Here is a 20428-nt window from a genome sequence, read left to right on the forward strand (position 1 = left end):
GAGCGTAATGCGCCTGACCGGATGCCGTCGCCCGCCGGGCGGGAGGAGCACGGCGGGGTGTGCGGAACGAAGGGATTTCCCTGTGCCGACGAGGCGGCCTCCCCCCCTCGGCCGTGCCGCCGCACGAGGGGCTGCCTGTCATGCCCTGGACGGGAGTTGTCCACAGCCTCGCGGCGGGGTTGGCCTTTTGTCGGCGGCGTCTGGTTCGCTTGAGGCATGGCGATTCTCTGGCTGCTGATGGCGCTGCTCATGCTGAGCTTCGTCCTGCTCCCGTTCCTGCGGCGCAGGCGCGGGGTGATCGAGCAGGTCCCCCCGGGACACCCTGACGCCGCCGACCCGGCGGACTACGGCTTCGTGCGCCAGGAAGAGCTGGACGTGCGCATGCCGGGCCCGGACCAGGACCTGCTGGACGTGCTGGAGCTGGTGCAGCGCACGCAGGACTATCGCGCGGCCGCGCAGCTGCTGGCCGGCACCGAGAAGGAGGGCGAGCAGCGCTGGCAGCGCGTGCAGGCCTTCGCGGGCGCCGCCGCGCTGGAGCTGCAGCAGCGGCCCGGAGGGGTGCACGAGACGCCGGGCGGCCAGTGGCTGCGGGTGTGGCGGGCCGAGCAACCCAAGGACGCCGGCGGTGCCGCGGTGCACGCCGAGTTCCTGGTGCAGCAGGCGTGGCGTACGTCGTCACCGGGCACGGACGACTTCCGGATCATCATGGAGGAGGCGCGGGAGACGTGCGGGCAGGCGGCGCTGCTGGCACCCGGCGACCCCGTGCCGTACATCATCGAGCTGTCCATCGCGCGTGGACTGGCCTATCCCCAGGCGGAGTTCGAGCAGCTCTGGCTGAAGATCCTCGATCGCACTCCGCATCACATGGGCGCACACCTGGCGGCGCTGCACTACTGGTGCGAGAAGTGGCACGGTTCCCGCGAGCTGGCGTACTCCTTCACCGAGGCCGCCGCCGCCCGCGCCCCGCGGGGCTCGCTGCTCGCCGCGCTGCCGCTCTTCGCGGTCTTCGAGCACCTCCCCGAGGTCAACCTGGTGGCGGGCTTCTACCGCAGCGAGGTCGTCACGAAGGCGATGCACGGCGCCCTGCACGCGGTGCACGCGGCCCGCCCCGACGACCCGATGCTCGCGCACGTCCGCCATCTGCTGATCTTCTTCCTGGTCCGCGCCGAGCGCTGGGCGGAGGCCATGCAGCAGCTGATACACGTCGACGGGCACGTCGGCGCCCTGCCCTGGACCCTGTCCGCGGACCCGGCCGCCGAGTTCGCCGTCTACCGCGCGCTGGCGGTAGCCGGTTACGAGGCCAACGGCGGCAGCCCGGCGAGCCTGCCGCGCTGAGCGGCCGACGTGTGGTCGACCAGGGCGACGACGCAGCCTCGGCCGGCCAGGTCCTCGGCGAATCTGGTGATCTCCGTGCGGGGCATGGCAAAGCCGGGCGACAGCAGGAGCAGCGGGTGTCTGCCGTGCAGCGGGGTGGCATCGGTGTGCGACCGGAAGTGCCGCGCTCGCGGGCGTGGGCGCCGGGGCCCGGGAGGGGTTCGGGGCGCTGGAACAGGTCCGCGCGGCGGTCGAGGCGCGTCCGGGGGCGGTTCGCAGGTTCCGGGTCCGCTGAGGGGCCCCGGCGGCACCTTCCGCCGGGGCCCCTCGCTCACGCGGCTCAGATCGTGGCCGTGTCGATCACGAAGCGGTAGCGGACGTCGCTCGACAGCACCCGCTCGTACGCCTCGTTGATCTCCTGCGCGCCGATCAGCTCGATCTCGGCGCCGATGCCGTGCTCGGCGCAGAAGTCCAGCATCTCCTGGGTCTCGGGGATGCCGCCGATGCTGGAGCTGCTCAGGCTGCGGCGGCCGCCGGACAGGGTCTGCAGGACGATCTGGACCGGCTCCTCCGGCAGGCCCACGTTGACCAGGCTGCCGTCGGTGCGCAGCAGGGAGAAGTAGGCGGCGAAGTCGAGCGGGGCCGAGACCGTGTTCAGGATCAGGTCGAACGTGCCGGCCAGTTCCTCGAAGGTCTTCGGGTCGCTGGTGGCGTGGTAGTGGTCGGCGCCGAGCTTCAGGCCGTCGTCCTTCTTGCGCAGGGACTGCGACAGGACGGTGACCTCCGCGCCGAGCGCGTGCGCGAGCTTCACGGCCACGTGCCCGAGACCGCCGAGGCCGACGACGGCGACCTTCTTGCCGGGGCCGGCGTTCCAGTGGCGCAGCGGCGAGTAGGTGGTGATGCCGGCGCAGAGCAGCGGGGCGGCCACGTCCAGGGCGAGACCGTCGGGGATACGGACGACGAAGTTCTCGTCCACGACGATCTTCTGCGCGTAACCGCCGTACGTCGGCTGCCCGTCCTTGCCGGTGCCGTTGTACGTCCAGGTCGGGCCGCCGCCCGAGCAGTACTGCTGCAGGCCGGCCTTGCAGTTGTCGCACTCGCGGCAGGAGTCGACCATGCAGCCGACGCCCACCCGGTCGCCGACGGCGAACCTCGTCACGCCGGCGCCCACCTCGCTGACGACGCCCGCGATCTCGTGGCCGGGCACCATCGGGAAGGTGCCGGGCCGCCAGCCGTCGCGGACCTGGTGGATGTCGGAGTGGCAGATACCGGCGAACTTGATGTCGATCAGGACGTCGAACTCGCCGACCGCGCGCCGCTCGATGGTCGTCCGCTCCAGCGGGGCCTTCGCGGCGGGCGCGGCGTACGCAGCAACAGTGGTCATGCCAGGGTTCTCCTAGAGGGTGTCTCGCGCCCGGCCGCCTTCGGCCGGGCACCGTCCCAGAGTGCCCCATCCGCCGCCGTCCACCCAGGTCACGGTCCTGCGTACGACCGGTGTGCGTACTACTGGCGGGGTCAGGATGACGTGCGTACCACCAGGAATACTGGAGGCATGGAGCACAGCGACGCACAGGGCGGGTACGGCGGGCAGGCGCAGGACACGGCCGCGGCCGGTCCGGGGCACGCCCTGGACCGGCGCGCCGAGCTGAGCGAGTTCCTGCGCAGCAGGCGGGCCCGGCTGAAGCCGGAGGACGTGGGACTGCCGGATTTCGGCCGGCACCGCCGGGTGCCGGGGCTGCGCCGCGAGGAGCTGGCGCAGCTGGCCGGGGTGTCGGTGGCGTACTACACGCGGCTGGAGCAGGGCAACGGCCGGAACGTCTCGGCGGAGGTGCTGGACGCGATCGCCCGCGCCCTGCGGCTGTCGGACGCCGAGCACGCCCACCTCACCCATCTGGCGAAGCCGGCGGCGCTCAAGAAGAAGCCGGCGGCGCGCCAGCAGCAGGTGCGGCCGGCGCTGCGGCAGCTGCTGGACACGATGGAGGGCGTGCCGGCGTACATCGCCGGGCGGCGCTCGGAGATCCTCGCGTGGAACCGGATGGCGGCGGCGCTCTTCGGCGACTGGGCGGAGCTGGCGCCGCACGAGCGGAACTGGGCGCGGCTGGTCTTCCTGCGGCCCGAGTACCGCGAGTTGTTCGTGGACTGGCAGCAGAAGGCGATCGACATCGTGTGCTCGCTGCGCATGGACGCCGGCTGCCACCCCGACGACCCGCGGCTGTCGGCGCTGGTGGGCGAACTCTCGGTCAAGAGCGAGGAGTTCCGGCGGCTGTGGGCCACCCACGACGTCAAGGAGAAGAGCCACGGCGTCAAGCAGCTGCACCATCCGCTGGTCGGGGACCTGGCCCTGAACTTCGAGTCCTTCCGGCTGGCGGACGGCTCCGAGCAGTCCCTGATCACCTACCACGCCGAGCCGGGCTCCGTCTCCGCCGACTCCCTGCGGCTGCTGGCCAGCTGGGGCACGGACGCGACGCGCCCGGCCCCGTCCGTGCCGTGACTCAACTGCCCCCGTACGCGTCCCAGACGGTGATGTCCGAGGTGTTGCCCTGTCTGTCGGCGATCCTGGCGCGCAGGGAGAGGAACCTGCCCTTCGCGGGATTCCTCAGGGTGATCCTCCCGGCGCGGACGTCGACCTTCGTGAAGGTCCTGCCGTCGTAGGAGACGTAGACCGTCAGGGACTTCAGGTTCCGGCCCGCGGCCGCGCCCTCGACGGTGACCGGGAAGGTGACCGTCCGGCCGGCGGGGACGCTGCTGTCCAGGCCGGTCCGGACGCCGTAGCGCAGGGCGGAGGCCGGCAGTTCGGCGAAGTCGCCGGACGGCTCGCGGGAGCGGAAGGTCCAGGTCGCGTCGATCCGGGAGGAGGCGCGCGCGACCCGCGCCGAGCGCGCGACCGAGGTGGTCAGCCGGTAGGCGGCGTCACCGGCCGGCACCGTGAAGGCCTTCTCGCCGAGCAGCGGGTCGTCGTTGGAGCCGACCACGGTGCCGTCGCGGTACAGGGTCGTCTTCACCGAGGTGAAGTCGGAGTACCCGGCGTGTCTGCCGGAGTCGGCGAACAGCGGCAGCGAGCCGTAGATCTTGTCGCCGTCGCGGAACAGCCCCAGGCCGGCTCCGACGTGCGGGGCGAAGACGGCGGTGTTGACGGTCTTGGTGTAGGTGCGGCCGGCCTTGAACGTGAACTCGCCGATCTGGTAGTCCGTGTCGGGGACCGCGCCCGGTCCGGCGCCGTCGTTCTGGGTGAAGTGCAGCTGCCAGTTCACCCCGCCCGTGGCGGACAGGTGCAGGGTCCGGGTGCCGGGCAGCTTCTGCTGGAAGCTGATGGAGGTGGCGCCGTCCGCGCCGGGCAGCCAGCCGACGGCGCTGAGCGAGCCGGTCTTGCCGCTCGCGGCGGCACCGAGCCGGGCCTTGACGGTGGCCAGCTCGCCCGCCGTGAAGTGCTTGGTGTAGCCCGTGGCGAGCTGACTGACCGGGGCGCCGGTCGTGATGTCGTACTCCTCGCTCGCGCCCTTGGTCCAGTGGCCGTCCCACTGCTGGTACAGCGACCCGGCGGGCAGCGGCGGGCCCAGGTGGGCGCTGCGGAAGTTCCGGTACGAGTCCAGGAAGGCGCCGTAGCCGTACTGGCCGCTGCCGAGCGTGACGGCGTACCCGGGGTAGGCGAACCGTGACGTGACGCCCTTGGCCGGGACGGTGATGTCGACCGGCTTCGTGGTGCGCGCGTCGAGGGTGATCGTCTGCTTCCTGGTGACGGTCAGCCTGGGCTGGGCGATCCAGTCGGTGCCCCCGGTGCCGTCCTTGTCCCGGTAGACGTAGGAGTTGAGGATGTAGGTGCCCTTGGGCACGCGCACCCTCACCGTGCCGGACGGGTCGTACGGGCTCTGCTGCGTGCCCTCCGCGAGACCGGCGACGCCGTCGAGGCCCGCGCTGTAGTACTTCGCGGGCTTGCCGTCGCGTCCGATGACCTTCAGCGTGACGTCGTACGACTCCACCTCGCGCGTGACCGCCGCGGCCGTGCGTACGCTCTGGCCGTCGCCGGTCGCGGTCACGTACGCGGAGTAGGCGCCGTCGACGGCGCCGCCCGGCCGGGTGTCGGCGGTGAGGCCGACGGAGGCCGTGCCGTGTGCCGGGACCGTCACGCGTGAGGCGCCGAGCGTGAAGAGGCCCGCCGGGGCGGGCTTGCCGCGGGGGTCGGTGGCGGTGCTGCTCAGGGTGAGGGTGACGGGCTGGTCGCCGAGGTTGCGGTACGTCACCTTCCTGGTGACCGGCCTGTCGTCGGTGTGCGGCCACTGCTGGACGCCGAAGTTCACCGAGACGGGGTCGGCGATGACCGTCTGGGCGATGGCCCTGTCGACGGCGACACGGCCGGCGCCCTGCTGGAACGGCGTGTAGGCGCCGCCCTTGGCGGAGCCGGTCAGCGCGCTCTTCAGCTCGGCGTAGCCCCAGTCGGGGTGCTCCTGCTTCAGGATCGCGGCGGCGCCCGCGACATGCGGGGTGGCCATCGAGGTGCCGGACAGGGACAGGTAGCCCTCGGGCTTCTCGCCGACCTCGTGGCCGAGGACGCTGTCCCGCGCCGCGGCGGCGGTGATGTCCACGCCGGGCGCGGTCACGTCCGGTTTGATCGCGCCGTCGCCGGCGCGCGGGCCGGTGGCGGAGAAGTCGGCGAGCCGGTCCTTGTCGTCGACGGCGCCGACGGTGAGCGCGGCGTCCGCGCTGCCCGGTGAGCCGAGCGAGTGGGGACCGTCGTTGCCCGCGGCGACCGCGAACAGGATGCCCCTGGTCCCGGACAGTTTGTTCACCTCGGCTTCGAGGGGGTCAACGCCGGGGCTGTCGTAGCCGCCGAGGCTGAGGTTGACGACCTGGGCGCCCTGGGCGGCTGCCCACTCCATGCCGGCGAGGATGCCGGAGTCCTCACCGGAGCCGGTGTCGTCCAGGACCTTGCCGTTGAGGATCTCGGCGTCCGGTGCGACGCCCTTGTACCTGCCGCCGGACTCGGCGCCGGTGCCCGCGACGATGGAGGCGACGTGGGTGCCGTGCCCGAAGTGGTCGTCGGCGTCCTTGGCGCCGGTGAAGTTCCTGGACGCGATCACCTGGCCCGTCAGGTCCTCGACACCGGTGTCGACGCCGGTGTCGAGGACGGCGACCTTCACGCCCTTGCCGGTGTAGCCGGTGCGCCACGCGGCGGGGGCGCCGATCTGCGGCACGGACCGGTCCAGGGAGGCCTTGCGGACGCCGTCGAGCCAGACGTGCGCGATGCCGGGGGCCGCGCTGTCGCCGCTGGTGACGGCGTGCCACAGCGCCGTGGTGTCGCCTACCGGGGTCTGTACGGCGTCGGCGTCGAGCGCGGTCAGGCTGCGCCGCAGCCGCCCCGCGTCACGGACGTCCGCCTTCGCGGTCGCGGCGCCGTCGCGGTAGCCGACGATGACCTTCAGGCCGTTCTTCTGGGCCTTGCGGGTGGCGGCCTTGTTCAGCTCGGTGATGTCGAACAGCCGCTGGTCCAGCGTGCCGGAGGCCAGCAGCCGGGCCGCGTCGGCGGGGACGACGAGCGTGTGACCGCCGGTCCTGCGGACCTGGAACGGTATGTGCTCGCGGCCCTCGGCCCGCTCCAGCCCGACGATCCGGCCCTTGGCGTCCAGGGTGACCCGGTCCCCGGTGATGAGGGCGACCCGGGTCGTCGCGGTGAGCGCGGTGGCGGCGGTCGGCGGACGCTGGGTGGGGCGCGCCGGCGCCGGGCTGGTCATACCCGTGGCGAGGGCGACGACCGCCGCCGCGGCCGCACCGGCCGCGGCGGCGCTTTTCACCTGTCTGCGCAAGTTCTCCCCCTGGAGACGTCAGTGCCGGGTGAATTCCCCGTCCACCCGGGCCGGGGGCGGTCGTGCACGCATGGGTCACCCCCCGGATCACGCAGTATGCCGGGGGGTCGTCAAACGCCTCAACGATTGAGAGGGCGGTAAGAGAAAGGCCGGGAAACTGTTACCCGGCAGGCGGGTCACCGTTACACGACCGCGAAGTTCCCCAGGAAAACGCGGTGTTGCGCCGCCGCCGGGGCTGCGGTCGGGTCCCGGCGTTCTCCCTTACCGTGATCTTTCCCTTGCGGATGGCGGCCGGCCGCGGCGCCTTCTTCGCGCTCGTTCGCGCCTCAGGTAGGTGAACAACACGGCCCGCCCCCAGGGAGGCCCAAAGACACTGATGCCGCCCCTGGGGGCGGCATCAGAAACCGTGGGGAACGGGACGTCAGACGGCCGAACCGGCCTTCCACTGCGCCCAGTTCATGTTCCAGCCGTTGAGGCCGTTGTCCGGCTGGACCGTCTTGTCGCCGGTGTTCTGCACGACCACGACGTCACCGATCAGCGAGTTGCTGTAGAACCACGCGGCCGGCATGTTGGGGTCGCCCGCGCCCTTCACGTCCTGCAGGCCGACGCAGCCGTGGCTGGTGTTGACGTTGCCGAAGACCGACGGCCCGCCCCAGTAGTTGCCGTGGATGAACGTGCCGGAGCTGGTCAGGCGCATGGCGTGGGGCACGTCCTTGATGTCGTACTCGCCCTTGCCGTCGGAGTCGGTGAAGCCGACCGTCGCGCCGTTCATCCGGGTCTGGGTGAACTTCTCCGAGATCACCATCTGGCCCTCGTAGGTGGTGTGCTGGGGCGAACCGGCGGAGATCGGGATGGTCTTGACGACCTTGCCGTCCTGGGTGACCTTCATCTGCTTGGTCTTGGCGTCGACGTACGACACCCGGTTGCGGCCGATGTGGAAGGTGACCGTCTTCTGCTGGACGCCGTAGACGCCCTTGGCGCCCTCGACGCCGTCGAGCGCGAGCTTCACCGTGACGGTGGAGCCCTCCTTCCAGTACTGCTCGGGCCGGAAGTCCAGGCGGTTGGCGCCGAACCAGTGGCCGACGACCTCCTGGCCGCTGCTGGAGGTGACGGTGATGCCCTTCTGGACGGCCGCCTTGTTGGTGATCGCCTTGTCGAAGTTCAACGACACGGGCATGCCCACACCGACCGTGGAGCCGTCGTCCGGGGTGTAGCTGCCTATGAAGCTGTTGGCCGGCGAGACCGTGGTGAAGGACGCGTTCTCGTGCGCCACACGGCCCTGGGAGTCCTTGGCCTCGGCGGCGACCTTGTACGTGGTGGAACGGTCCAGCTGGACGGTCGGCTTCCAGCTGTGCTTGTCGGCGGAGAGCTGACCGGCGACGGCCTTGCCGTCCTGCGTGGTCATCTGCACTCCGGTGAGGGTGCCCTTGGCGACGGTGACGGCGGCGGAGTTGTTGATGGAGGCGTTGTCGGAGCCGTCCTTGGGCGTGATCGTGATCTGCGCCTCGGACGACTTCTGCGCGGCGGCCGCGTCGGCCTTGGCCTGCGAGCTGTCGCCGCTGGCGGAGGCCTTGCCACCGCCGGAACAGGCCGAGAGCATCAGCACACTGCCGAGCAGGGCGGACGCGGTCATCAGACCCTTGCGCCGCTTACTGTCCGTCATCACAAGCTTCTCCATCGTTGCCGAGTCGCGAATCCCCGAGAGTCCCCGTAAGACCTTCAAACGTCCAACGCTACGGCCGTGCCGTCCCGTTCCGCACCCACTGGATCTGTGGGGCACACCACGTTCCGCGGGGGTGCGGCTGTGGTGCGGGAGGCGGCCCGTGCGCTCCGTGAGACGACGAAACCCCGGACGGCGGTTGCCGTCCGGGGTCGAATCTGCCCCCGGGACGCTCAGCCCATGCCGTCCGCTTCGCCCTCGTCGTCGCCCTCCCCATCATCCTCGTCCAGGTCCCACTCGGGCGAATCGGGGTCGTACTCGATCCGCTCGCTCGACCAGGACGCCTGCTGCAGCTCGATTCCGGGCACCTCGCTGACCAGGTCGAACGGGTCCACGAGATAGGCGAGGGCCTCGGCGGTGTCTTCCGTCACAGCGCCCTCGGCGTGCGTGCGCTCGGCCTGCGGCAGCTCCGAGTCCTGCGCGACGCGGCGCAGGGCGGCCTTGGTCACCTCGTCCTCGTCCTGCACTTCGAGGACCAGCTCCACCCGAAGGCGTACAAACCGTGATGTCTCTTCAGCGTTCATGGCGCGAGCGTACGACCGAAAGCTTCCGTGACTTTCCTGTGACCCGCGACTTTCACTAACATCGCCCCACACGGCCAATTCGCCAGCGTCACAAGGGGATCGATATTCCGTGTCATCCGCTCGCCGTCCGCTGCTGACCGCCACCGCCGCGGGCACTCTGCTCTGCGCGCTGTGGTTCGTCCCGTCCGCGAACGCCTCGCAGGACTCCTCGGCGGACACCAAGGCCAGAGCGGCGGTGTCCGAGTACTCGACGACGCAGCTCACCCAGCAGGCCCGCGCCGTGTCGCAGGTGACCTCGGAGACCGCGCGGAACGCGGCGGACGCCACCGAACTCGCCGACACCGGCAGCCCCGACACCACGCCGTACGTCGTCGGCGGCACCCTCTTCCTCGCCGTGGGCGCCGGCTTCGTGGTGTATTCGGTGCGCCGCGAGCGGCTGGGCTTCTGACCTGCTTCGCCTGTGCAGAGGGGGCCCCGCACGACGGCGGGGCCCCCTCTGCGCCTCCTATCGCAGCGGGCCGGTGACCGACTCCGCCGCGGTGACGAGGTGGCCGCCGCGCACGAAGGCGTCGGCCGCGGCCAGGTCGGGCGCGAGGAACCGGTCCGGGCCCGGACCCGCCACCCCGGCGGCGCGCGCGGCCTCGATGACCGCCCGGGACGCCGGCGCCGGCGTCAGACCCGTGCGCAGTTCTATGGCGCGGGTGGCCGCGTACAGCTCGATCGCGATGATCCGGGTGAGGTTGTCGACGGCGGTGCGCAGCTTGCGCGCGGCCGACCAGCCCATGGACACGTGGTCCTCCTGCATGGCGGAGGACGGGATGGAGTCGGCGGAGGCCGGTACGGCGAGCCGCTTCATCTCGCTCACGAGCGCGGCCTGCGTGTACTGGGCGATCATCAGCCCGGAGTCGACGCCCGCGTCGTCCGCGAGGAACGGCGGCAGCCCGTGGCTGCGGTTCTTGTCGAGCAGCCGGTCGGTGCGGCGCTCGGCGATCGAGCCGAGGTCGGCGGCGGCGACGGCCAGGAAGTCCAGGACGTAGGCGACCGGGGCGCCGTGGAAGTTGCCGTTGGACTCCACGCGCCCGTCGGGCAGGACGACCGGGTTGTCGACGGCGGAGGCCAGCTCGCGCTCGGCGACCAGCCGGGCGTGCGCCATCGTGTCCCGGCCGGCGCCGGCGACCTGCGGGGCGCAGCGCACGGAGTAGGCGTCCTGGACGCGGGGCGCGTCGTCCTGGTGGTGCCCGGTGAGCCCGGAGCCCTTCAGCACGGCCAGCATGTTGGCGGCCGAGGCGCCCTGCCCCGGATGCGGCCGGATGGCGTGCAGTTCGGGCGCGAGCACCTTGTCGGTGCCGAGCAGCGCCTCCAGGCTGAGGGCGGCGGTGATGTCGGCGGACGTGTAGAGGGTGCCGAGGTCGGCGAGGGCCATGATCAGCATGCCGAGCATGCCGTCGGTGCCGTTGAGCAGGGCGAGGCCCTCCTTCTCGCGCAGCTCGACGGGCTCGATCCCGTGCTCGGCGAGCAGCTCGCCCGCCGGCCGCACGACCCCGTCGGGCCCCTCGGCGTCCCCTTCCCCCATGAGTGCGAGGGCGCAGTGGGACAGGGGCGCGAGGTCGCCGGAGCAGCCGAGGGAGCCGTACTCGTGCACGACGGGGGTGATGCCGGCGTTCAGCACGTCGGCCATGGTCTGCGCGACCTCGGGGCGCACACCGGTGTGGCCGGAGCAGACGGTCTTCAGGCGCAGGAACATCAGGGCCCGTACGACTTCCCGCTCGACCCGCGGCCCCATGCCGGCGGCGTGCGAGCGGACGATGTTGCGCTGCAGCTGGGCGCGCAGTTCGGGGCTGATGTGCCGGGTCGCCAGGGCTCCGAAGCCGGTGGAGACGCCGTAGACCGGGTCCGGCTTGGCCGCCAGCGCGTCCACGATCTCCCGGGCCGCGGCCAGGGCCGCCACCGCCTCCGTCGACAGCTCGACGCGGGCGCCGCCGCGCGCCACGGCGAGAACGTCGGACGCCGTGACACCGGACGTCCCCACCACCACAGTGTGCATATCCATATTCAGGAGCGTACGCATTGAATGCGGGGATGTCACTAGTGGGGAACGGGTGTGCCCCTTACCGAATCATGTGGCCTTCGCCTCACGGTCGGCGCCCCCGGAACCGGCGCCGCTCGGCGGGCGCGATGTGCGGCGGCTCGTCGGCCAGCCGTACGACCGGGTCCTGCGGGCCCTCCCGGCCCGCCACCACCGGCCGGTCGGCGCGCAGCGCCTTGGCCCGGTACTGGGCGGCGTCGGCGAGCCGGAACAGCCGCCGCGCGTCCCCCACCTCCCCGATGGGGTCGGCGGTCGACGCGACCCCGCACGCCACCCCCTCCCCCAGCTCCAACTCCCTGGCCCTGCGGCACAGTTCGTCGGCGGCCTTGACGACCTCGTCGGCGGGCGGCCCGACGGCCAGAAGACAGAACTCGTCCCCGCCGAGCCGTGCGACCAGCGCGCCCGGCACCATCGCCCCGCAGAGCGACAGCACCGAGCCGAACCGTTCCAGCAGGCGGTCGCCGACGGCGTGCCCCTGTGTGTCGTTGACCCGCTTGAGCCCGTTGAGATCGCAGACCACGAGACTGACGACGACGCCCTCGGCGCGGTGCCGCTCGACGGCCCGCTCCAGACGGACGTCCACGGCACGGCGGTTGGCCAGTCCGGTGAGGGAGTCGGTGAACGCGAGCCGGCGGGCCTCCTCCAGCCGCTCACTCTGCGCGAGACCCGCGGCGACGACGGCGGCGAGGACGGTGGCGAACTCGGCGTCGCCGGGATCGAACACGGGGGCCCGCACGGCGCGGGCGACGTACAACTCGCCCCAGGCCCGGCCGTGCAGCACGACAGGGGCGACGACACAGCACCCGCGCCCCCGGCGACGCAGGGCGGCGACCCGCTGGTGGAAGTACCCCGGCGTCCCAGCGGCCGTCCCCTCGGCGGTCTCCACCCAGGCATTGGGCCCGCCCCCGCCGGCCCACCGCTCGTGCAGGAACTCGGTGATCTCGGGGAACTGGTGCACCGGATAGGTCTCGGACTCCGGGAACTCCTCCTCGTCCGGCCGCCGGTCCCCCACGTTCACCAGCACCCGCAACCGCCCCATCCCCCGCTCCCACACCGACAGCGCGGCGAAGCTGCCGTCCAGCGCCCGGCACGCCCCGGCCGCGGCGGCCTGCCACGACTCCGGAGGAGTGCGCGCCGCCGCCATCCCCTGCGCCAGCGCGACGACGGCCGCGAGCCGCTTGTCCTCACCCATTACTCCAGGTTAGGGATGATTTGATGCATTCGGGACATTGGCGGGGCGAACAGGTGGAGGGACAAGGCGGCTACGGCACGTCACTCACCGGGCCACTCGGGCCTGCGCTTCTCGTTGAAGGCGGCGACCCCCTCCGCCCGGTCGCCCGAGAACGCCACCGAGCGCCAGGCCGCGTCCTCGACCTCCAGCCCGGCCCGCAGATCCAGCCCGTGTCCGAGCCGCAGGGCACGCTTGGCTGCGCGCAGCCCGACCGGCGAGTTCCCGGCGATCCGCTCCCCCAGCGCCAGCGCCGCCTCCCGGTCGCGCCCCTCGTCCACCAGCTGGTCGACCAGCCCCAACTCGGCGGCCTCGGCGGCCTCCACGCGCCGCGCCGAGAAGATCAGCTCGGCCGCGCGCGCCGCCCCGACCCGCCGCGGCAGCAGCTGCGTGCCGCCACCGCCCGGGATCACGCCCACGGACACCTCCGGCAGCCCCACCACCGCAGTACGGTCGGCCACGATCAGGTCGCAGGACAGGGCCAGCTCGAAGCCGCCGCCCAGCGCGAACCCGTGCACCGCCGCGACCGTCGGCATCGGCAGCTCCAGCACCCCGGTGTACGCCCCGCGCGTCACCGGCCGCTGCCGCAGCAGATCGGCGTCGCTGAAGGAGTTCCGCTCCTTCAGGTCGGCTCCGACGCAGAACGCCCGCTCGTGCGAGGAGGTCAGCACCACCACCCGTACGTCCCGGTCGGCACCCAGCGCCGCACACGCACCGCCGATCGAGCGGGCCATCCCGGTGGAGACGGCGTTCATGGCCTTGGGCCGGTCCAGCACCAGCTCCGCGACATGCCCGTGCCGCCGCACCAGCACGAACTCGCCGAACCGCTCCTCGCTCATGGCACCCTCCGACTCACGTGTTAACGCGGGTTAACGCTCTGTCGGCCCGATCATCGCAGCCGTACCCGACCTCGGGAAACCCCAGGGGCCTACGCCCGTTCGAGTGACATCCCGCCCGACTCCCCGCACATCACCCACAGGACCGCATAGCGTGCGTCCGCCACGGCGCACCGGGGGCGCGGGCGGGGAGGGGAAGCCATGACACCGATACGTTCCGCGACGGAAGCGGCACCGGACGCCGACCCCGCTTCCGCCGGCGTCCGCCGGGGACGGCACCGCAAACCGCGCCCCCGCAAGATCCTGTTCGCCGCCGGAGGCCTGGCCCTGGCCGCCGGCGTCCTGAGCCTGGTCCGGGTGGCCGCCGACTCCGGCGTGGGCTCCGCCGGCACGGCGGAGGCCGAGCCCCGGGCGGCGGCGACGGCGGACGACCCGGTCACCCCCACCGTCTCCGCCATCCCGCTCCCCTCGGCGACCTCGGCCATGGGCGGCAGAAGCCCGGCCGCGACGAACCCGCCGACGCCCCGCCACGCCCCGCCGGCATCCACCTCCCCGACGGCCACCGGCGCGGCCCCGACCACCGCGACCGCACCACGGCCCTCACCACCGGCGACCCCACGGCCGACCCGCACCACCCCCGCGCCCACACCCACGCCCACGGCCGACCCCAGCACGGCATCCCCGGCACCGACCGCGCACCCGACCCCGGCCCCGGGCGGCGGGCTGTGCGTACCGGTGATCGGCCTGTGCGTGGACGCCCTGGACGGCACATAAAGAGGGGAAGGGGGGTCAGGTGCGGGCGTCCCGGCGGGTCAGCAGCCACGGCTCGACCACGCCGAGCCCGCGGACCGGGCGCTGCCACATCGGCTGGAGCGCGAAGCGGTACTCCGGCGGCTCCTCGCCCTCCTTCTCGGCGGCGGCCGCGGCCTCGGCCGCCTCCGCCTCGGAGGCGGGCGCCTCACCGGTCCGGATCAGCTCCTCGGCGAAGGCACTGTCCACCAGCACGGCGTCCCGGGGCGCTATGGAGGTCAGCCGCGAGGCGAGGTTCACGGTCGTACCGAAGACATCGCCCATCCGGGTGGTGACCGTGCCGAACGCCATCCCCACCCGCAGCTCGGGCATCGTCTCGTCGTTCGCCAGCGTCTCGACCAGCCGCAACGCGATGTCCGCGGCCGTACCGGCGTCGTCGGCCGCGTACAGCACCTCGTCGCCGAGGGTCTTGATCAGCCGCCCGCCACGCGCGGCCACCAGATCGGCGGCCGTCGTCTCGAAGGCCTCGACCAGCTCCCCCAGCTCCTCCTCCTCCATCCGGCGGGTCAGCCGCGTGAACCCCACCAGATCGGCGAACGCGACGGCCAGCCGCCGGTCGACCATCTCCTCGTCGTCACCGGTCTGCACCACCCGCCCGGCCGAGGCGGCGAGCTGCCGCCGCCACACGTAGACCAGGAACTCCTCCAGTTCGGGCAGGAGCAGTTCGACGATCGGGTACGTCACCTCGGTGCGGGTCATGCCCGGCTCGGGAGGCTCGGTCAGGCCCTCCAGGAAGGAGTCCATCTGCCATTCGGCCAACCGGGCGGTGGTCTGCCCCGTGGACCGGGCCACCTGCACCGCCATGGCCTCGCTCAGCAGCCCCGCCTCCACGAGGCCGGCGAGGCGGCGCAGGGCCAGCACGTCGGCCTCGGTCAGCGCCTTGGCCTGCCCGATGTCGGCGAACCCCATGGCCCGCCAGAACCGTGACGCCAGCTCCATGGAGACGCCGGCGCTGCGGGCCGCCTGGAAGGGGGTGTAGCGGCGCTCCGCACCCAGGATGAGGTGTTCGAGACGCAGCGCGAGCGGGTCCTCGCCGGAGTCGTCGGCCTGCGGTTCCGCTCCGGAGCCCGTGTCGTCGACGGTCACGCCTGCTGCCCTTCCGATCTGTCACGGTCAGATATCGACCGGCCTCAACTCTACGGCAGGTGTGCGCCAGCTCACTCCGCCGGTCTCGGCCCGGGGGGTATGCGCTCGGCACCGGGTACGTGCTCCTCGGTCACATGGCTCAGCTGCCGAGGCGCGGGGGACTGATCGCCATGGCGGACTGCGCCTCCATCGTGGCCGATCCCGCGGTTCCCCGCGCCCCTTGACGGCGCCGACGCGGCGCAGGCCGCCGCGGGCACACGCGACGCTCACACCGGCCGCACGTGCACCACGTCCCCGGCACCCACCGGCTCCTGCACACCCTCCGCCGTCGCGATGACCAGCCGCCCGTCGCCGTCGACCGCCACCGCCTCCCCCACCACGGTCCGGTCGCCGGGCAGCGACGCGCGCACACTGCGCCCCAACGTCGCGCACCCGGCGGCGTACGTCTCCTGCAGCCCGCACGCGGCCGGATCGCCGCCGGCCGACCGCCACCGCCCGTACCAGTCCTCCAGCGCCCGCAGCACCGCCCGCAGCAGCGGGTCCCGGTCCGTGCCCACCGCCCCGGCCAGCGCGAGCGATCCCGCCTGCGGGACCGGGAGTTCGTCCGCCCGCAGCGAGACGTTGATGCCGACGCCGATGACGACACCGTCCTCGCCCGCCCGCTCCAGCAGGATCCCGCCCGCCTTGCGTTCCTCGCCGCCCACCGTCACCAGCAGGTCGTTCGGCCACTTCAGCGCCGTGTCCACCCCCGCGGCGCGGGACAACCCCGTCGCCACGGCGACCCCGGTGAGCAGCGGCAGCCACCCCCACCGCGCCACCGGCACCTCGGCCGGCCGCAGCAGCACGGAGAAGAACAGCCCGGAGCGGGGCGGCGCCGTCCACCGCCGGTCCAGCCGGCCGCGCGCGGCGGTCTGCTCCTCCGCCACCAGTACCACCCCCTCCGGCACCTCGCCCGCCGCGGCCCGCGCCACGAGGTCGTTGTTGGTGGACCCGGTGCGCTGCACCACCTCCACCTCCGACCACAGGCCCCCCTCACGCACCAGGGCCCGCCGCAGCGCCGCGGCGTTCAGAGGGGGACGGTCCAGATCGGACCAACGGCTGCCGTTGTCACGTGCGTCACGACCGTCATCTGCTGCATCTCGGGGCGTCATGCAAGCCACCCTAGGTGTGGGAAACGCCGCACTGCTGATCGGTAGGCACGCCACTACGCTACGGATGAGTAATCGTCCCCCCTTTTGAGCAGGCAGGGAGCCGCGATCCCGATGTCCGAGCCGGAACAGCGCCAAGAGAGCGACATCCACACGACCGCGGGCAAGCTCGCGGATCTCCAGCGCCGTATTGACGAGGCGACGCACGCCGGCTCGGCACGTGCCGTCGAAAAGCAGCACGCCAAGGGCAAGCTGACGGCCCGTGAGCGGATCGCCCTCCTCCTCGACGAGGGCTCCTTCGTCGAGCTCGACGAGTTCGCCCGCCACCGCTCCACCAACTTCGGCCTGGAGAAGAACCGCCCCTACGGCGACGGCGTCGTCACCGGCTACGGAACCGTGGACGGCCGCCCCGTGGCGGTGTTCTCGCAGGACTTCACGGTCTTCGGCGGCGCCCTCGGCGAGGTCTACGGCCAGAAGATCGTCAAGGTCATGGACTTCGCGCTGAAGACCGGCTGCCCGGTCATCGGCATCAACGACTCCGGCGGCGCCCGCATCCAGGAAGGCGTCGCCTCCCTCGGCGCGTACGGCGAGATCTTCCGCCGCAACACCCACGCCTCCGGCGTCATCCCGCAGATCAGCCTGGTCGTCGGCCCCTGCGCGGGCGGCGCGGTCTACTCCCCGGCGATCACCGACTTCACGGTGATGGTCGACCAGACGTCCCACATGTTCATCACCGGCCCCGACGTCATCAAGACCGTCACCGGCGAGGACGTCGGCTTCGAGGAACTGGGCGGCGCCCGCACCCACAACACCGCCTCCGGCGTGGCCCACCACATGGCGGGCGACGAGAAGGACGCCATCGAGTACGTCAAGCAGCTGCTGTCGTACCTGCCGTCCAACAACCTCTCCGAGCCCCCGGTCTTCCCGGAGGAGGCGGACCTCGCCGTCAGCGCCGAGGACCGCGAGCTGGACACCGTCGTCCCCGACAGCGCGAACCAGCCGTACGACATGCACATGGTGATCGAACACGTCCTGGACGACGGCGAGTTCTTCGAGACCCAGGCGCTCTTCGCACCGAACATCCTCACCGGCTTCGGCCGGGTCGAGGGCCACCCGGTCGGCATCGTCGCCAACCAGCCGATGCAGTTCGCCGGCTGCCTGGACATCGCCGCCTCGGAGAAGGGCGCCCGCTTCGTCCGCACCTGCGACGCCTTCAACATCCCGGTGCTGACCTTCGTGGACGTCCCCGGCTTCCTGCCCGGCGTCGGCCAGGAGCACGAGGGCATCATCCGCCGGGGCGCCAAGCTGATCTTCGCCTACGCGGAGGCCACGGTCCCGCTCATCACGGTGATCACGCGCAAGGCCTTCGGCGGCGCCTACGACGTCATGGGCTCCAAGCACCTGGGCGCCGACCTCAACCTCGCCTGGCCCACCGCCCAGATCGCCGTCATGGGCGCCCAGGGCGCCGTCAACATCCTGCACCGGCGCACGATCGCGGAGGCGGAGGCGAACGGCGAGGATCTGGAGGCGGTCCGCGCGCGCCTGATCCAGGAGTACGAGGACACCCTCCTCAACCCCTACGTCGCGGCCGAGCGCGGCTACATCGACGCGGTGATCATGCCGTCCGACACCCGCGCCCACATCGTCCGCGGCCTGCGTCAGCTGCGGACGAAGCGGGAATCCCTGCCTCCGAAGAAGCACGGCAACATCCCCCTGTAAGGCCCCGCGGACCCTGGGAGCGGTCATGAACATCAAGGTCGTACGAGGCAACCCGACCCCGGAGGAGCTGGCCGCCGCCCTGGCGGTGGTCCGCGTCCGCGCCGCGGCGGCTGCGGCCGTCCCGCCCGGCGCGCAGGGCCCGAGGGCCGCGTGGTCCGACCCGTCCCGGATCGCGGCGGCCCGCCTCCCCCAGCCGGGCCCGGCGTCCTGGACCCGCACGTACTGGCCGGCGTGAGCTTCCCGGCACGGCACCGGGCGGGCACCGGGCGCCAACTTGAGTAGCGGTACTCAGGCGCCCGCCCCGTCCGAGGCCGCAGTCTGGACGAGTGCTGTGGTCCGACCCGAAAGACGAGCCGCCGGAGGAACTGCGCGAGACGCAGGAGATGCTCCGGCGGCTCGGCCTCTTCATGGCCGTTGCGATGGTCCTGACCATGCTGGTCATCGGCCTGAGATGAGCCCGCGGCACCGCATGACTAACCTGACCGCATGACAGCTACGCGCCGCAGGCGACTCGTGCTCGCCTCCCAGTCCCCCGCCCGCCTGGGCCTGCTGCGGCAGGCCGGCCTCGCGCCCGAGGTGATCGTCAGCGGGGTCGACGAGGACGCCGTCACCGCCCCCACCCCGGCGGAGCTGGCGCTCGCCCTGGCCGAGGCGAAGGCCTCCGTCGTCGCGGCGAAGCCGGAGGTGCAGGGCGCCCTGGTGATCGGCTGCGACTCGGTGCTGGAGCTGGACGGGCGGCCCCTCGGCAAGCCCGCCGACGCCGAGGAGGCGACCGCCCGCTGGAAGGCGATGCGCGGGCGGGCCGGGATCCTCCAGACGGGGCACTGCGTCTGGGACACGGAGGCCAAGCGGTACGTGTCCGCGACCGCCTCCACCGTGGTCCGCTTCGGCGAGCCCAGCGACGAGGAGATCGCCGCGTACGTCGCCTCCGGCGAGCCCCTCTACGTCGCCGGGGCCTTCACCCTGGACGGCCGTTCGGCGCCGTTCATCGAGGGCATCGACGGCGACCACGGCAACGTGATCGGCATCAGCCTGCCCCTGGTGCGCAAGCTCCTGGCCGAACTGGGCGTCGGCATCACGGAGTTGTGGGCGCCGGCCGAGTGACCGCCTGAGCGGGCACGGAGCCCCGCGGCCCGCCGTCCGCGTCCTGCGGCCGGCCCCCGTCCCGCGGCTCGTCCGCGGGACGGGACGCCGGCACGGCCGCCACGCCCGGAGCCGTCCCTTCGGCCGCCGCGCCCGGCTCGACGGCGGTACCGGGCTCCCCGTCCTGCCCCGCCCCGCCGCCGGAGTCGGCCCCGCGCGCCCCGCCGTCACGGTCGTAGGTCATCAGCAGCAGCACGATGAGTCCGAGCACGACCACCATGAACAGGAACGCCGTCCAGCCGACCAGGCCCCAGGCGAAGGCGCCCAGCAGGCCGTGCACGACCGCGGCGCTGATCAGCAGGACCCGGCCGAAGCCCGCGGGGGCGCGGTCGCGCAGCGCGACCAGGACGGCCACCAGGGCGCACAGGGCGAAGTAGAGACCGAAGACGACGCCGCCGACCTTCGAGGACGTCGCCATCACCGAGGGGTCGAGGCCGGCCAGGGACATGTCCTGCCGGTCGACGACGACCCCGAGGAACCAGTTCAGCGCCGCGATGAAGACCGCCTCCGCCAGAAGGACGACCGCCACGACCCACGCCACAGGCCTGCGCACCACCGCGGATCCACCCACTCTCGTGCCAGCGTTCGAGTTGCCCCGGGTCCCGTCGAGCCCCCGCGAACGCTACTAACGGGTAAACCGGGGGACAAGGGTTTGGGCCGCAGCAAAGAATCATTGGGCCATTCGTAGGGACTCGACAAAGAAACCGAGTGGGCCGCAGCACGCTCTCACAGAGACCTTGACCACATGACAGGGCTAGGGTTTCCCGCAGGAGTCCTGCGTACTGAGGTGCGACAAGGGCTTTCGCGGGTCGAGCGAGCCTCGAATCACGCTCCGTGTGGGCAAGCTCACCATTGGGGACGGGTCGAAGTGCCGTGTCGGCAGTCCCTAAACTCGGCTTGTTTCAAGGAGGGAGCCTCAATCGTGCGCAAGGTGCTCATCGCCAACCGTGGCGAAATCGCTGTCCGCGTGGCCCGGGCGTGCCGGGACGCCGGGATCGCGAGCGTGGCCGTCTACG

The 20428-nt window shown here is 72.3% G+C and carries 19 protein-coding genes; 9 read left to right on the forward strand and 10 right to left on the reverse strand.

Annotated elements, in window-relative coordinates; translation table 11 throughout:
• The first annotated feature begins 216 nt into the window (after window positions 1-216).
• Window positions 217-1335 (forward strand): hypothetical protein, encoded by a 1119-nt coding sequence (locus ACZ60X_RS15730; protein ID WP_469598365.1) that lies wholly within the window; start codon window positions 217-219, stop codon window positions 1333-1335.
• 319 nt (window positions 1336-1654) lie between these two features.
• Here the strand turns inward: ACZ60X_RS15730 and ACZ60X_RS15735 are convergent, their stop codons facing one another.
• Window positions 1655-2698: an NAD(P)-dependent alcohol dehydrogenase gene (locus ACZ60X_RS15735; RefSeq protein ID WP_469598367.1), complete on the reverse strand. Its 1044-nt coding sequence runs from the start codon at window positions 2696-2698 to the stop codon at window positions 1655-1657.
• Between the two features lie 168 nt (window positions 2699-2866).
• On the opposite strand from ACZ60X_RS15735, the gene ACZ60X_RS15740 reads away from it, so the two are divergent.
• Window positions 2867-3805, forward strand: a complete 939-nt coding sequence (locus ACZ60X_RS15740) for an MmyB family transcriptional regulator (protein ID WP_469598369.1) — start codon at window positions 2867-2869, stop codon at window positions 3803-3805.
• Between the two features lies 1 nt (window position 3806).
• Here ACZ60X_RS15740 and ACZ60X_RS15745 read toward each other — a convergent pair whose 3' ends face one another.
• The 3 genes from ACZ60X_RS15745 to ACZ60X_RS15755 all read right to left on the reverse strand — a co-directional run bounded on the left by ACZ60X_RS15745 (window position 3807) and on the right by ACZ60X_RS15755 (window position 9356).
• Window positions 3807-7040 carry a S8 family serine peptidase gene (locus ACZ60X_RS15745; protein WP_469598447.1) on the reverse strand — a complete coding sequence of 1078 codons (3234 nt, stop codon included), beginning with the start codon at window positions 7038-7040 and terminating at the stop codon, window positions 3807-3809.
• A 493-nt stretch (window positions 7041-7533) separates the two neighbouring features.
• The gene (locus tag ACZ60X_RS15750) at window positions 7534-8775 is read right to left on the reverse strand and encodes a L,D-transpeptidase (protein ID WP_469598371.1); all 1242 of its coding nucleotides are present in this window, start codon (window positions 8773-8775) and stop codon (window positions 7534-7536) included.
• Between the two features lie 230 nt (window positions 8776-9005).
• On the reverse strand, window positions 9006-9356 hold the full coding sequence (locus tag ACZ60X_RS15755) for a hypothetical protein (protein ID WP_469598373.1): 351 nt from the start codon (window positions 9354-9356) through the stop codon (window positions 9006-9008).
• 109 nt (window positions 9357-9465) lie between these two features.
• Between ACZ60X_RS15755 and ACZ60X_RS15760 the strand changes: the two genes are divergently transcribed.
• Entirely contained in the window at window positions 9466-9804 is a 339-nt protein-coding gene (locus ACZ60X_RS15760; protein WP_469598375.1) for an LAETG motif-containing sortase-dependent surface protein, read from the forward strand.
• A gap of 57 nt (window positions 9805-9861) precedes the next feature.
• On the opposite strand, the gene hutH is transcribed toward ACZ60X_RS15760, so the two are convergent.
• The 3 genes from hutH to ACZ60X_RS15775 all read right to left on the reverse strand — a co-directional run bounded on the left by hutH (window position 9862) and on the right by ACZ60X_RS15775 (window position 13509).
• Window positions 9862-11400, reverse strand: a complete 1539-nt coding sequence (hutH, locus tag ACZ60X_RS15765) for a histidine ammonia-lyase (RefSeq protein ID WP_469598449.1) — start codon at window positions 11398-11400, stop codon at window positions 9862-9864.
• Window positions 11401-11488: 88 nt separating this feature from the next.
• A complete protein-coding gene (locus tag ACZ60X_RS15770; protein WP_469598377.1) occupies window positions 11489-12634 on the reverse strand; it encodes a GGDEF domain-containing protein in 1146 nt (381 codons plus the stop codon).
• Window positions 12635-12714: 80 nt separating this feature from the next.
• On the reverse strand, window positions 12715-13509 hold the full coding sequence (locus tag ACZ60X_RS15775; RefSeq protein WP_469598379.1) for an enoyl-CoA hydratase/isomerase family protein: 795 nt from the start codon (window positions 13507-13509) through the stop codon (window positions 12715-12717).
• Window positions 13510-13707: 198 nt separating this feature from the next.
• On the opposite strand from ACZ60X_RS15775, the gene ACZ60X_RS15780 reads away from it, so the two are divergent.
• Window positions 13708-14280, forward strand: coding sequence for a hypothetical protein (locus ACZ60X_RS15780; protein ID WP_469598381.1), 573 nt, complete (start codon window positions 13708-13710; stop codon window positions 14278-14280).
• A 15-nt stretch (window positions 14281-14295) separates the two neighbouring features.
• Here ACZ60X_RS15780 and ACZ60X_RS15785 read toward each other — a convergent pair whose 3' ends face one another.
• Together ACZ60X_RS15785 and ACZ60X_RS15790 are read right to left on the reverse strand one after the other, a co-directional pair.
• Window positions 14296-15402, reverse strand: coding sequence for an adenylate/guanylate cyclase domain-containing protein (locus ACZ60X_RS15785; protein ID WP_469598383.1), 1107 nt, complete (start codon window positions 15400-15402; stop codon window positions 14296-14298).
• 266 nt (window positions 15403-15668) lie between these two features.
• On the reverse strand, window positions 15669-16553 hold the full coding sequence (locus ACZ60X_RS15790) for a biotin--[acetyl-CoA-carboxylase] ligase (protein WP_469598386.1): 885 nt from the start codon (window positions 16551-16553) through the stop codon (window positions 15669-15671).
• A gap of 111 nt (window positions 16554-16664) precedes the next feature.
• On the opposite strand from ACZ60X_RS15790, the gene ACZ60X_RS15795 reads away from it, so the two are divergent.
• From ACZ60X_RS15795 to ACZ60X_RS15810, 4 genes are all read left to right on the forward strand, one after another.
• Entirely contained in the window at window positions 16665-18269 is a 1605-nt protein-coding gene (locus ACZ60X_RS15795; protein ID WP_469598388.1) for an acyl-CoA carboxylase subunit beta, read from the forward strand.
• Window positions 18270-18294: 25 nt separating this feature from the next.
• Entirely contained in the window at window positions 18295-18504 is a 210-nt protein-coding gene (locus tag ACZ60X_RS15800) for an acyl-CoA carboxylase epsilon subunit (RefSeq protein ID WP_469598390.1), read from the forward strand.
• A 91-nt stretch (window positions 18505-18595) separates the two neighbouring features.
• Complete coding sequence (mmpB, locus tag ACZ60X_RS15805) at window positions 18596-18724, forward strand: morphogenic membrane protein MmpB (protein ID WP_469598392.1); 129 nt, start codon at window positions 18596-18598, stop codon at window positions 18722-18724.
• Between the two features lie 31 nt (window positions 18725-18755).
• Entirely contained in the window at window positions 18756-19373 is a 618-nt protein-coding gene (locus ACZ60X_RS15810) for a Maf family protein (RefSeq protein ID WP_469598394.1), read from the forward strand.
• Here the strand turns inward: ACZ60X_RS15810 and ACZ60X_RS15815 are convergent.
• Complete coding sequence (locus ACZ60X_RS15815; protein ID WP_469598396.1) at window positions 19345-19968, reverse strand: hypothetical protein; 624 nt, start codon at window positions 19966-19968, stop codon at window positions 19345-19347. The genes ACZ60X_RS15810 and ACZ60X_RS15815 overlap by 29 nt on opposite strands.
• 366 nt (window positions 19969-20334) lie before the next feature.
• Here ACZ60X_RS15815 and ACZ60X_RS15820 point away from each other — a divergent pair.
• Window positions 20335-20428: biotin carboxylase N-terminal domain-containing protein (locus ACZ60X_RS15820; RefSeq protein ID WP_280842533.1), on the forward strand; the 94-nt coding region annotated here is incomplete at its 3' end.

The organism is Streptomyces sp. NPDC104106 (genome assembly GCF_055584345.1).